This is a genomic window from Sinimarinibacterium arenosum (assembly GCF_005047655.1).
Taxonomy (GTDB): Bacteria; Pseudomonadota; Gammaproteobacteria; order Nevskiales; family Nevskiaceae; genus Solimonas.
The window spans coordinates 229,427-241,185 of sequence record NZ_SUKF01000005.1; the positions used below are offsets into that span (position 1 = coordinate 229,427).

General features: G+C 64.3%; 14 protein-coding genes. 6 read left to right on the forward strand and 8 right to left on the reverse strand.

Features of this window, described 5'->3' with window-relative positions; translation table 11 throughout:
• The first annotated feature begins 180 nt into the window (after positions 1–180).
• The 3 genes from E4T66_RS12080 (at position 181) to rsmB (ending at position 4,015) form a co-directional block, all read left to right on the forward strand.
• The gene (locus E4T66_RS12080; protein WP_211242887.1) at positions 181–882 is read left to right on the forward strand and encodes a response regulator transcription factor; all 702 of its coding nucleotides are present in this window, start codon (positions 181–183) and stop codon (positions 880–882) included.
• Positions 879–2,525, forward strand: coding sequence for a sensor histidine kinase (locus tag E4T66_RS12085; RefSeq protein WP_211242888.1), 1,647 nt, complete (start codon positions 879–881; stop codon positions 2,523–2,525). The genes E4T66_RS12080 and E4T66_RS12085 overlap by 4 nt, the downstream gene beginning before the upstream one ends.
• Before the next feature lie 179 nt (positions 2,526–2,704).
• Complete coding sequence (gene rsmB, locus E4T66_RS12090; RefSeq protein ID WP_136849298.1) at positions 2,705–4,015, forward strand: 16S rRNA (cytosine(967)-C(5))-methyltransferase RsmB; 1,311 nt, start codon at positions 2,705–2,707, stop codon at positions 4,013–4,015.
• Positions 4,016–4,027: 12 nt separating this feature from the next.
• Here rsmB and E4T66_RS12095 read toward each other — a convergent pair whose 3' ends face one another.
• Positions 4,028–4,795 (reverse strand): YdcF family protein, encoded by a 768-nt coding sequence (locus E4T66_RS12095; protein WP_136849299.1) that lies wholly within the window; start codon positions 4,793–4,795, stop codon positions 4,028–4,030.
• 148 nt (positions 4,796–4,943) lie between these two features.
• Here E4T66_RS12095 and E4T66_RS12100 point away from each other — a divergent pair, with 148 nt between their 5' ends.
• The 3 genes from E4T66_RS12100 (at position 4,944) to E4T66_RS12110 (ending at position 8,384) form a co-directional block, all read left to right on the forward strand.
• On the forward strand, positions 4,944–6,740 hold the full coding sequence (locus E4T66_RS12100; RefSeq protein WP_136849300.1) for a VWA domain-containing protein: 1,797 nt from the start codon (positions 4,944–4,946) through the stop codon (positions 6,738–6,740).
• Positions 6,741–6,805: 65 nt separating this feature from the next.
• Complete coding sequence (locus E4T66_RS12105; RefSeq protein ID WP_136849301.1) at positions 6,806–7,285, forward strand: hypothetical protein; 480 nt, start codon at positions 6,806–6,808, stop codon at positions 7,283–7,285.
• 109 nt (positions 7,286–7,394) lie between these two features.
• Positions 7,395–8,384, forward strand: coding sequence for a hypothetical protein (locus tag E4T66_RS12110; RefSeq protein ID WP_136849302.1), 990 nt, complete (start codon positions 7,395–7,397; stop codon positions 8,382–8,384).
• A gap of 59 nt (positions 8,385–8,443) precedes the next feature.
• On the opposite strand, the gene E4T66_RS12115 is transcribed toward E4T66_RS12110, so the two are convergent.
• The 7 genes from E4T66_RS12115 to E4T66_RS12145 form a co-directional block, all read right to left on the reverse strand.
• The gene (locus tag E4T66_RS12115) at positions 8,444–8,755 is read right to left on the reverse strand and encodes a hypothetical protein (RefSeq protein ID WP_136849303.1); all 312 of its coding nucleotides are present in this window, start codon (positions 8,753–8,755) and stop codon (positions 8,444–8,446) included.
• Positions 8,756–8,953: 198 nt separating this feature from the next.
• Positions 8,954–9,292, reverse strand: coding sequence for a tRNA-binding protein (locus tag E4T66_RS12120; protein ID WP_136849304.1), 339 nt, complete (start codon positions 9,290–9,292; stop codon positions 8,954–8,956).
• A 284-nt stretch (positions 9,293–9,576) separates the two neighbouring features.
• Complete coding sequence (locus E4T66_RS12125; protein ID WP_136849447.1) at positions 9,577–10,128, reverse strand: cold shock domain-containing protein; 552 nt, start codon at positions 10,126–10,128, stop codon at positions 9,577–9,579.
• Positions 10,129–10,165: 37 nt separating this feature from the next.
• A complete protein-coding gene (locus E4T66_RS12130; RefSeq protein ID WP_136849305.1) occupies positions 10,166–10,429 on the reverse strand; it encodes a hypothetical protein in 264 nt (87 codons plus the stop codon).
• Between the two features lie 27 nt (positions 10,430–10,456).
• Positions 10,457–10,786 carry a DUF2834 domain-containing protein gene (locus E4T66_RS12135; RefSeq protein ID WP_136849306.1) on the reverse strand — a complete coding sequence of 110 codons (330 nt, stop codon included), beginning with the start codon at positions 10,784–10,786 and terminating at the stop codon, positions 10,457–10,459.
• Positions 10,787–10,829: 43 nt separating this feature from the next.
• The gene (locus E4T66_RS12140) at positions 10,830–11,381 is read right to left on the reverse strand and encodes a nuclear transport factor 2 family protein (protein ID WP_136849307.1); all 552 of its coding nucleotides are present in this window, start codon (positions 11,379–11,381) and stop codon (positions 10,830–10,832) included.
• A gap of 83 nt (positions 11,382–11,464) precedes the next feature.
• The gene (locus E4T66_RS12145) at positions 11,465–11,719 is read right to left on the reverse strand and encodes a hypothetical protein (protein WP_136849308.1); all 255 of its coding nucleotides are present in this window, start codon (positions 11,717–11,719) and stop codon (positions 11,465–11,467) included.
• Between the last annotated feature and the right edge of the window lie 40 nt (positions 11,720–11,759).

The window sequence follows — 11,759 nt, forward strand, 5'->3', positions numbered from 1 at the left end:
GTCTCCCTGTGTGCGGTGACCCTCGATGGGAGACGAGTCTGTCCAGCGCGCGTGCAGTGCCGACGCCATCGCGGTGCAGGTTTCGCGGAACTTGGTGCAGATTCTGTGCAAGCGGACCGGAGCGCCTTTTTGCAGGCGAACGCACTGCTAAGCTGCACCGGCATTCATGAGGAACGCTGCGTGGCGAAGATTCTGGTGGTGGACGACGATGCCAACATCCGCGAAGTGGTGTGCTTCGCGTTGCACAAGGCCGGCTATCAAACCTGTGTGGCCGACAACGGTGAGCAGGCGCTGCAGCGCGTCGCCAGCGAGGCGCCGGACCTAGTCGTGCTCGACATCCTGATGCCGGAACTCGACGGCACTGAAGTCTGCCGCCGGCTGCGCGCCGACCCACGCCACGCCGCGCTGCCGATCATCTTCCTCAGCTCGAAAGATGATGAAATCGATCGCGTCGTCGGGCTCGAACTCGGCGGTGACGACTACGTGTCCAAACCGTTCTCCCCGCGTGAACTGGTCGCTCGGGTCCGCGCACGGCTGCGCGCGCTGCAGGCAGCCGTGCAGCCGCCGGCAACGCGCCTGCAGCATGGCCGCCTCGCGCTCGACACCGAACAGTACAAGGCCTGGTGGAACACGCACGAACTCGACCTCACCCCGACCGAGTTCGGCATCCTGCGCACCTTGCTCAGCCGCCCCGGCAAGGTCTGCACCCGCGATCATCTGATGAACGAGGCTTACGAGCTCAACCGCATCGTCAGCGACCGTACCATCGACAGTCACCTGCGCCGCGTGCGCGCCAAGCTGGCCGACGCCGGCGGCGCTGCGGCCGGCGAGGCCATCGAAACCGTGCACGGCATCGGCTACAAACTGGGGCCGTGCACGTGAAACTGCCGCGGGTGCGCCTGCGCACAATCCTGCTGCTGATCAATCTGGTGATCCTGCTTCTGCCGCTGGGCGGCATTACCTGGCTGCGGCTGTATGAAAGCGCACTGATCCGCCAGACCGAATCCGAGCTGATCGCGCAGACCGCATTCATTGAAGCCGCCTATGTCAGTGCGTTCGAACGCCTCCGGACCGATCGTCACAACACCCGCCGTGCGATCAAACCGGAAACCTACGGGGCGCCGGTCACCGCACCGCCGCCGCCGCGCGATCCCGAAGGTCGCTGGCGCCCGCGCTGGGCCGAACTGGATCTGGCCAGTGATCGAGTGTGGCCGCGGCCGCCCGATCCCGAACCGACGGCACAAAGTGCCGATCCTCTCGCGGTGCAGATCGGGCGAGAACTGACGCCGATGTTGCGCGAGGCGCAGCACATCACCCTGGCTGGCATGCGCGTGGTCGACTATCGCGGCGTCATCGTTGCCTCGACCGGCGACGGCGCCGGCGACGACACGGGGCAGTCGCTGACAGCGCTGGAGGAAGTGCGCGAAGCACTCACCGGCGCCTCGGTCAGCCGCATGCGCTGGCGCAACTCGGATTCGCCGCCACCACCGCTGGAGTCGATCTCGCGCGGCACCCGCATCCGCGTCTACGTCGCTGAACCGATTGAACACGACGGTCGTGTGCTCGGCGCGATCCTGCTGATCCGCACGCCAGCCAACATCAAACAGGCGATCTACGGCAAACGGATCCCGCTGATGCGCGCCGGCCTTGGCCTGCTGGCGCTGGTCGTGCTGCTGACGCTGCTCAGTTCGCTGACGATCAGCCGACCAGTGCATCAGCTGATCAGGCAGACCCGGCGCGCTGCCCGCGGCGAACGCGGCGCCATCACACCGCTGGAACATCCGGGCACACGCGAGATCGCCGAGCTGTCCGAGAACGTCGCGGCCATGGCCGAGGCGCTGGAGACCCGCAGCGCCTACATTCGCGATTTCGCCGCGCACGTCTCGCACGAATTCAAGACACCGCTGACCGCGATCCAGGGTTCGGTGGAGCTGCTGCGCGACCATGGCGACGGCATGTCGACCGAAGAGCGCACGCGCTTTCTCGACATCCTCTCGGCCGACACCGCCCGACTCGAACGCCTGGTGCGGCGCCTGCTGGAACTGGCGCGGGCCGACATGATGCAGGCGGGCGCCGAACATGCCGATCTGGGCGTCGTCACCGGCGCGGTCGCGCAGCGCTATCTGGATAGCGGACTCGCGGTCCAGGCCGCCGGCGATCCGGGCATTGAAGTCGAGATCGCCGGCGACGTTCTCGATTCGATGCTCAGCAGCCTGCTCGACAATGTGCGCCAGCACGGCGGCGACGGCGTCAGCGTGCGGCTGTGGTGGCGCCTCAGCGCCGCTCACTCGGGCCGTGCGGAACTGCATGTGCAGGACGACGGCAGCGGCATCTCTGCCGCCAATCGGGAAAAAGTATTCGAGCCCTTCTTCACCACCGCCCGCGCGCGTGGCAGCACCGGCATGGGATTGGCGATCATCCGCACCTTGCTGCACGCGCACCATGGCGAGATCGAATTGCTGGAATCAACCGCCGGCACGCATTTCCGCATCCGCCTTCCGCTTGCCTCCCATACTCCTTCATAGCGTGTGCAGGGGGCGCAGGTCGCTCTCCTAGACGCGGGCATGCACGCCGCCATCGCCAGACCGCGCGGGGCCGGATCCATCGCGCATGCCTGCAGCGGCACGGCTAGCCAGTGGCTGCCCGCCCTGCGATGATGCGCGCCCTTCGCGCGTCGGATTCACACTGCGATGGGAGGATCAGCATGACAACATCGACACCCAAACAGCATCCCGCCAACGTCCGCGCAGTCGCTGCCACTAGCGTCAGCCATGTCCTGCGCGGCAGCAATCTGGATGACGCGCTGCGCCCAGCCGAGAAGCTGGCGCTGCCGGCCGATGCCGCAATGGTGCGTCTGATGGCCTACGGCGTACTGCGCGAGTTGACCGCACTGCAGTGGATTGCGTCGCGCCTGATGGACAAACCGCTGACGGCGACGGACAACGTACTGACGCTGATCCTGGTGGGCCTGTATCAGCTGCGCACCCTGAAAACCCCGCCACACGCCGCGATCAATGAGACCGTCGACGCGTTGCAGGCCTTGCGCAAGCCGCAGATGCGCGGTGTCGTCAACGCCGTGCTGCGCCGCTACACCCGCGAAGCAGCCAAGCTCGAAGCCGAGCTGCCGCGCGCGCCGGCAACCCGCACCTCGCATCCGCAATGGCTGGTTGACCGCATCAAGACCGACTGGCCACAGCAATGGGAAGCGGTGCTGCAGGCCAACAATCAACAGGGGCCGATGAGCCTGCGCGTCAATCGCCGGCGCATGCCACGCGACGAGTACCTGAAGCGTCTGGGCGAAATGAACATCGCCGCTACCACAGCGGAAGGTGCTCCCGACGCCGTGGTACTGGCCGAGGCACGTTCGGTGGAACGCGTCCCCGGCTTCAACAGCGGCCAGGTCTCGGTCCAGGATGCCTCGGCACAGCTTGCGGTCGAGCTGATGGACCTGAAGGATGGCCAGCGCGTGCTCGATGCCTGCGCCGCGCCAGGCGGCAAGACCGCCCACATGCTGGAGCGCGCGGAGGTGGACGTTGTCGCGCTCGATTCCGACGGCACGCGCCTGTTGCGCGTTGACGAGAACCTTCAGCGGCTCAAGCTGAAAGCACAGATCGTGGCAGGCGACGCTGGCGAACCGGCGCGCTGGTGGGACAAATACAAGTTCGATCGCATCCTGCTCGACGCACCCTGCTCCGGCACCGGCGTGATCCGGCGCCATCCGGACATCAAGTGGCTGCGCCGCGACACCGACATCCCGGCGCTGCAGCAACAGCAGCTGCGCCTGCTCAAGGCACTCTGGCCGTTGCTGAAATCCGGTGGCCGCCTGGTCTATGCCACCTGCTCGGTGTTGCGGGACGAGGGCGACGAAGTCATCAAACGCTTCAAGCTGCTGCACGCGGACGCGCAGCTGCAGAAAATCGATACCAGCTGGGGCGAGGCCACCGAGTTCGGTCGCCGCATCGCGCCGGGCGGCGCGCACGACGGCTTCTATTACGCGGTTCTGAGCAAGCGCTGAATCCGGCGGCGCTCAATCGGCGCCGAGCACGGCCTGGTGCAGCAATCCGAGATACTCCTTGAAGGCGCGCGCACTGCCATCGAGCGCGCGCGTATCCGGCAGCAGATCCAGCACGCCGTGCGCACGCTCGACCACCTCAACATCGGTCGGCGCCGCAATGAATTCCACACCCGGCGTCTCGAAGTTCCGCATCGAGCGCGGCATGTGCAGTGCAGAAGTCACCAGCAACACCCGATGGATCCCGCGCGTAGCCAGCAGGTCCCGCGTGTAGCGTGCGTTCTCACGCGTGGTGCGGCTGCGGCCCTCGCGCAGCACCGCTGCATCCGGTACCCCGAGCTGTTGCAGCAGTGCGGCCATCGCATCAGCTTCCGACTGCGTGCCCGGCGTCCACGGCAGGCGCCCGCCGCTGACGATGATCAGCGGCGCCTTGCCAGCGTGATACAGCGCCGCCGTGTAGATCATGCGGTCGCCGCCAGAATTGACGTCCACGTCCAGCCGCCGCGGCGGGGCCGCCGGTTCAATCCCGCCACCGAGCAGCACGATGGCATCGGCCTGTGGCAAATCATCCGGGGCGCGCATCGGATAGCGCTGTTCCAGACTCGCACGCAGCGCCTCCGAGGCCCACGGCATCGACCACAGCCACAGCCAGACCAGTGCCGCCCCGGTCAGGCCGCGCGCCAAGCCCACACGTCGCCGCCACAGCAGCAGCGCAAACAACAGGGCCAGCAGCGCCGCTCCCAGCGGCTGCAGCAAGACGGTCAAAATTTTCAGAGTGATCATGCGTGTTTGGAAATGAGCCACCACTGGACGCCCATCATCGCCTCAGACGTGACGTGTCGCACTTTTGCCGCTGACACCGTTTTATAGATTAACTGGGGCGTGCATCGGGGGTCCGGCACGCGTCCTGATTTCTGGAGCTCATACCGTGATGAAATTTTTCGCACGGGCGTCTGTACTGGCGTCCGCATTGTCCTGTCTGCCGTTGCTCGTGCCCGCTGCCAGGGCTGCCGGTGACGGCGAGTCCGCCATTCTGGTGCTGGACGCCTCCGGTTCAATGTGGGGCCAGCTTCAGGGCAGGACCAAGATCGAACTGGCGCGCGACGCCGTGGACGGCATGCTCAAGCAGTGGCCGGCCGACCAGTCGCTCGGCCTGATCGCCTACGGCCATCGCCGCAAGGGCGACTGCGAGGACATCGAGGTGCTGCGCCCGGCCCAAGGCTTCGACGCCGCGGCGATCCGCAGCCAGGTCAATGCGCTGACCCCCAAGGGCATGACACCGATCAGCGCCTCGGTCCGGATGGCGGCCGAACAGCTCAAGTTCACCGAACACAAGGCGACGGTCATCCTCGTCAGCGACGGCGAGGAAACCTGCAACGCCGACCCCTGCGCGCTGGGCACCGAGCTGGAAAAGCTCGGCGTGGATTTCACCGCGCATGTGATCGGCTTCGACCTGCCCGAAGGTAAGGCGCGCGAACAGCTGCAGTGCCTCGCGAAGAACACCGGTGGCGAATACTTCGAGGCCCGCGATGCGGGCGAGCTGACCAAGGCGATCAGCGAGGCGGTCAGCGCCAGCACGACCCCGGAACCGGTACTGGGACCGGCGCCGGCCAGCGTGCGTGCCGAAGGCCCGGCCATCATCACCCAGCCGGTCGAGGTGCACTGGACCGGCCCCGGTGAAAAGGGCGACTACCTTGCCTTCGTCGACCCCACCAAGGAAAGCGCGAATGCCTGGGGCGAGACAATGCTGCGTATTCCCACACAGAACGGGAGCTCTGCTGAGGGCGTCAGCAGCGGCGTGCTGAAACTGGATGCGCCGGCACATCCGGGGCGCTACGAGCTGCGCTACGTCAGTGATACGCGGGAACCGCCAGTCCTGGCCAAGACCGTGGTCGAGGTGAGCGACGCCGTCTCGGTGATCGAGGCGCCGGATACCGCCGAAGCCGGTGGCAGCATCACCGTGGTGGCGCGCGGCCCGGCGGATCCCCGCCACTGGGTCGGCTTTGCACCCGCCGGCAGCGACGTCAGCACCTACCTCAAGAATTACTACGAGCGCCCGACCGGCGATGTCAGTACGCTGAAACTGAACGTCCCCGCCGAACCCGGCGCCTATGAAATCCGCTATGTGCTGAACGAAGGTGAGCGCGTGCTCGGCAGCAAGCCGATCACAGTCGTCGCGGCAAAGACATCGGTCAGCGGCCCCGCCACGGTGATGGCGGGGGACCGGGTCAAGGTCAGTGCCAGCGGTCCGTCCAGCAACCGTCACTGGATCGGCTTTGCCCCGGCCGGCAGCGGCGCCGGCGCGTACGTCGGCGGCGCCTACGATCGCCCTCAGGGGTCGAAATCGGAGTTGACGATCAATACACCGCTGGAACCGGGCGCTTACGAGTACCGCTACGTGCTCGACGAAGGCGAGGCGATCGCGGCATCGCAAGCGGTGACTGTCACTGCCGCAACCGCCGAGATGTCGATTGCCGCAAACGTCACCGCTTCCACCGCGCTGAACGTTCCGTTCCGCGGGCCGCGCAACACCAGCAACTGGATCGGCTTCGTCCCGCGGGGCGGCGACGGCAGCGAATACGCAGGCTGGAGCTATGTGCCCGCGCAGGGTGACGTGGTGGAACTGCGCGCACCCGACGACGCCGGCAGCTGGGATCTGGTTTTTGTCGTCGACAGTATGGTGATCTCGCGTACACCGGTGCAGGTCTCCGCCGGTGTCTCCCCGTAGACGCATGCGCCTCAACTAACCCGTCTCGTCCCGTATTTCTGATGTCCTTTGAAGGAGCTGCACCGATGAAGCGAAGCATTTTCGCAGCACTCTTGACGATGCTGCTGTGCGCCTGCGGCAACAGCAGTGCCGATCCAGCCGGCAGCGAGTCTCAGTCCTCCGCAGCCACGGGTCCGGCGACCTTGCGGCTGAGCGCCCAAGGCACCACCGGTGAATTCATCGGCGAGCCCGCGTGCAAGATCGTGTTTCAGGTCGAGAACCGCGGCGAACTCAAGCTCGCAGTCTTCGCCACCAATCTGGTCGCGTCCGATACCCGCACCGGCGCGGCGTTGAAAACGGTCAGCCTGCCCCGGGTGGGTATCGTCGGAGACACGCTGGACGTTGGCGCCACCAGCAAGCCCTGGCCCCTGAACGTCCAGGGCGCCGCCTGCGAGTTCGTCGATGTCGGGTTCGAAAAACTCAAATGCGCATTTGCCGGCAAACCCTGCGGCGCCATCGAGGTCAGTCAGCAGGGCCTTGCCGGCATCCGCGCACCGAAGCCATGAGGCGATCCGGCAAGTACTGGCGTTGCTTCATGCGGTGCTGACGACCGGCATGTTGTGTGTCGCGGCCGGCGAGTACGACCATTCACTCGTTTGAACAAGGAAGACGACGATGTGGGATTTTGATCTGAGCAAGGCCATCGGCCTGATGTTCCGCACGATGCCGTTCATCGGCCTGCGGCTCGCCATTTATTTCGGCATCACCTTGGCCTATGTGATCGTCACCGGCGGTGGCGGCGGGATCGGCTACCTGATCGGCAGCACCGGCGATGCCGAAGCGGCCGCCAATGGCGCGTTCTGGGGCGCGAGCACCGGCTTTGCACTGGTCTCGGGCGTGCTGTACTTCATGCGCGAATACCTGCTGTACATGGTCAAGGCAGGACACATCGCCGTGCTGGTGCCGCTGATCGACGGCCAGGAGATTCCCGAAGGCAGGAACCAGATCACGCATGCGACGCAGGTGGTGAAAACGCGCTTCGTCGAATCATCCGTGCTGTTCGGCGTCGACCAGTTGATCAAGGGGATCCTGCGCGCTTTCAACCGCACGGTGCTGACGATCAGCAGCTTCCTGCCGATCCCGGCACTGCAGAACGTGATGAAGTTCGTCACGGCGGTGATCAACATGTCGCTGACCTACGTCGACGAAGTGATCCTCGCCTACAACATCCGCACGCAGCAGGAGAATCCATGGGCCGGCGCGCGCGACGGTGTCGTTCTCTACGCACAGAACTACAAGAATCTGCTGAAGAACGCGCTGTGGCTGACGGTGTTCGTCTGGCTGCTGACGCTGCTGATCTTCATTCTGATCTTCGCCCCGGTCGCCGCGATGATTGCGCTGTTCCCTGGCGTCGCCGGATTCTGGACCTTCGCGATCACGGGCATCACCGCGTACGCATTCAAGGCAGCGCTGATCGACCCGATCGCGATGACCTGCCTGATGCAGGCCTACTTCAAAGCGATCGAAGGCCAGGAGCCGCGCCAGGACTGGGCCGACAAGCTGAACTCGGCGTCCGGCAAGTTCAAGGAGCTGGGCGACAAGGCAATGGCCTTTGCCAAGAGCAAGTTTGGCGGCTCGACGCCGACCGCAACACCCGCGGCCTAAGGGGCAACGGCTGCGGGCAGTTGCTGCCCGCAGCCGGCATTCATCTGCCTCGTGAGGCGCTATTCAGCCAAGGCAGCGACGCCGCCGTCCTCACGCTGAAGGGTCAAGGTCGACAATTGGCCGAGATTGATGCGGCTCCAGGTTTGATCCACACCTTCGGCGTCCGAAACTTTCACGTCCCACAATGCCGCTTCGCCACTGCGCCCGAATGGGATGGTGACGCTCTCACCGCCGACCAGCGTCTCGACGCCCAGCATGTCGTCCGCCCAGGTATTCATGCTCGCCGGCGAGATGTACAGGGCGTTGATAGAGCCCCCCGTATCGTTGTGCAGAATGAATTCGCGTTCGCCGGCCGCCGCAGGCATAACCATACAGACTGCATATAGGCACAGCGCAGGCGTGGCACATCGGCGCAGCGTGCGCGCGGCACAAACCATGACGGTATTCATTTTCGAGGCTCCGGCGGAAGGGAAATCCGCGCAGAACCGCGCCGATAACAGGCCATCATGGGCGCCTACCCCTGCATAAGCAAACGCGAGCGGTTGAATTTGCGCCTGCGCTTCGCAGTGCTAAGCCAGACGCGTACCCACTGGCACCTCGGCGTCGGGCACGCACAGGACGACATGCCCATCCGCGTCGTGAAAGCCGGTGACCAGGCACTCCGACATCAGCGGGCCGATCTGCTTCTTCGGAAAATTCACCACCGCAACCACCTGACGGCCGATCAGTTGCTCCGGGGTGTAGTGCTGCGTGATCTGCACGCTGGACTTTCGAACGCCAAGCTCCGGCCCGAAATCCACCTGCAGCACATACGCCGGCTTGCGCGCCTCCGCAAACACACGCGCGTCGATCACGCGTCCGACCCGCAGCTCGACCCGCATGAAATCGTCCCAACTGATCGGGTCCATCGATGTGCTCCGCCACAGTGAATGCCGGCGCGCATTGTGCCCGCGACCATTGAAGGTGTCGCGCCCGGTATCGCGCTAACCATCGTGGGCCTACTGCAACACCGCAATATCGATCTTCCCCATCTACTGTACCGTCTGCATCAAGCACTCTCCCCAAGGGGCATACGCTGCAACTTGAGCATGGCGTTCTTGGATCGTGGATGCGCGGCGCCGCGCCGCTGCTGATTGCCGGTCGCCCGTTACACGCACATCGACAATTCGAGCACCCCTGACGGCACTCCTGATCAATAACCACACTGTCTTTCGCACGGAATGCCGTCACCGTCTCCATCCATCTTTGTCCCGGGGCAATGGCGCACGAAGAAAGTGGCCTCCTCGCATGACTTCATTTCGGAACAATGGATGCGGCCATCGCATTCAAACCGGGGCGGCTCCAGCACCTTTTCGGGGGGTGACCTTTCGACCACCGTCTGCAGATCCTCGGCGCGAGGAAGCGCGTTTTCATACCGGTGATAAGCAGTCGCGCCCAAGGTTACAAGCACCAACGGCGTCACCAGTTTCCCCAACCTGATCCTCCTTGACGAAGAAGGTGCTCGCCGTTCAGACCGCACCGGTTGCGCGGAGTCTGCCCCGACATACGCAATCTTGATGGCTTGCCTGCGCCCGGATGCATCGTTCTGCACCTCATACGTCACCACGTCGCCAACCGCCGGTGTCCGTCGTCGCGGGTTGAACGCACTGATATGGGCAAACACGCGTTCGGCGCCGCCGTTCCATTCAATGAAGCCAAATCCGCGGCTGTCGTTCCACGACACGATGCGTCCCTGCAATCGCATTCTTTTCTACCTCATCCGATCAAGCGTCGGATCCCGTTCAGAACAGCATCATCAATATCGTCAATGCCGGCGCTATGGCGGCGAAGCCATAGCAGCGCACGAGGACATCCGCCACCGGACGCTCGCGACTCGATCGAATTAGCAGAACGTTCACGATCGCAGTCAATGGAATCGCCACCATTCCGATCAGCATCGCGCCGAGCCCGACGAACGAGCCGTTGCCGGTGTTCAGCTCAATAACGACCCAGACGATCAGCGTCTGCACCAGCAGCGGCAGCACCACGCCAAAGAAGATGCGCATCAGTGGATCGCCTGCCGGCTCGTGCGTTCACGCTGCCGTACGCTCTTGCCGCAAGCGCATCAACAGATAGACCGCAAAGCCGGTCGCCACGCCAGGGACCAATCCCAGCAGCACCGCGATCCAGCCGTGGCGAATCTGGCGGGTGCATGCCTCATGAATGACCCAGACGGTCAGCACGCACCAGCAGAAGATCGCGTCCAGCGCGTACCCGGAGGCGAACGGATTGACGAAGCCCGCCATCGCCGCACCGACGATATCCGGGTTTTCAATCAATGGGGGCACGCACAGGACCGCGAACGCCGCGGCAAAGCCGCCGGCCAGAAACATCAGCAGCACCACATACACACGCTCGTTCATTCATCCCCCATTCTGTTCAACAGCACTCATCCCTTCCCAATGATCATCGATCTGCGGGATCCGTCTCGCCGTCCGAGGACGGCTCGACCACGTTGACCTGCCGGTAAGCCTCGATGAAAGGCTGATAGTCGGCGAAATCGCGGTGGTCGACGACTTGATCTCCGTCGAGGCGAAGAATCGTGACAAACGGCATGCCGCGGGTCTCGACGTCCTTGCCGCTGTCCAGCGTCAGCGTCCAGTCCAGGGTCCCTTCGAACACTGCATGCGCTCCGGAAAAGTAGGCCCGTGTCCGATTGAACTGCATGGCCTTGATCGCGGCGTAGTTCTGACGGAAGTACTTGAGCGTCGCAATCTTTCCGCTGACTGCAACCAGTCCGAACACCGGCTCTGCGGTGGGATCGGTAAAGCTGCCCGAGTCTGCCAGATGGGGCGCCAGGGCATCCCAGTCACGCGCAATGTAGGCAGAGAAATAGGCCTCCGCCGCACGCTGTGTGACCGCGGACATGTCCGCAAAAGTTGGCGAGGTCTGGCCGGTCGCCGACTGCCAGATCCCGAGCGTCAGCAGTGCCAGGGAGAGCATGAGTGATCGACGCATGGCGTTGGACCTCCGGGTCGAGGATCGGGACAACAGCAGCCTGGCCAGCCGACTGCGGTCACAACCCGCACAGTGCCGACGATTCACAGAGGCTGCAAGTATTGCCGGACTGCGCCTCGACTCACCATGTGCGATCGGACCATGACCTCGAATGTGCGTTGGGTGCTGAGATTCCGATAAACCTGTCTCCCAAGGTCCAGCTCGCTGTCCCAGCTCACCTCGTCACCCATCTCAACATCGACTGCTCCGAGCAGTTCCACGATCGTGAAACCATGCAGCTCGGTCTCGATGGCGATCAGCGAATGCTCACGGAGGATGGCGTACACACGTCCGTTCATACCAGGGCTCCAAAGTCTGTCCGTGACAGGCAAGCTGATC

Coding starts and splice junctions, on each gene's coding strand:
- E4T66_RS12140 (WP_136849307.1), bottom strand. CDS start 11,381: ATGCGTCGATCACTCATGCTCTCCCTGGCACTGCTGACGCTCGGGATC.
- E4T66_RS12115 (WP_136849303.1), bottom strand. CDS start 8,755: ATGGTTATGCCTGCGGCGGCCGGCGAACGCGAATTCATTCTGCACAAC.
- E4T66_RS12095 (WP_136849299.1), bottom strand. CDS start 4,795: ATGATCACTCTGAAAATTTTGACCGTCTTGCTGCAGCCGCTGGGAGCG.
- E4T66_RS12105 (WP_136849301.1), top strand. CDS start 6,806: ATGAAGCGAAGCATTTTCGCAGCACTCTTGACGATGCTGCTGTGCGCC.
- E4T66_RS12125 (WP_136849447.1), bottom strand. CDS start 10,128: ATGCGATTGCAGGGACGCATCGTGTCGTGGAACGACAGCCGCGGATTT.
- E4T66_RS12145 (WP_136849308.1), bottom strand. CDS start 11,719: ATGAACGGACGTGTGTACGCCATCCTCCGTGAGCATTCGCTGATCGCC.
- rsmB (WP_136849298.1), top strand. CDS start 2,705: ATGACAACATCGACACCCAAACAGCATCCCGCCAACGTCCGCGCAGTC.
- E4T66_RS12100 (WP_136849300.1), top strand. CDS start 4,944: ATGAAATTTTTCGCACGGGCGTCTGTACTGGCGTCCGCATTGTCCTGT.
- E4T66_RS12120 (WP_136849304.1), bottom strand. CDS start 9,292: ATGGACCCGATCAGTTGGGACGATTTCATGCGGGTCGAGCTGCGGGTC.
- E4T66_RS12135 (WP_136849306.1), bottom strand. CDS start 10,786: ATGAACGAGCGTGTGTATGTGGTGCTGCTGATGTTTCTGGCCGGCGGC.
- E4T66_RS12110 (WP_136849302.1), top strand. CDS start 7,395: ATGTGGGATTTTGATCTGAGCAAGGCCATCGGCCTGATGTTCCGCACG.
- E4T66_RS12130 (WP_136849305.1), bottom strand. CDS start 10,429: ATGCGCATCTTCTTTGGCGTGGTGCTGCCGCTGCTGGTGCAGACGCTG.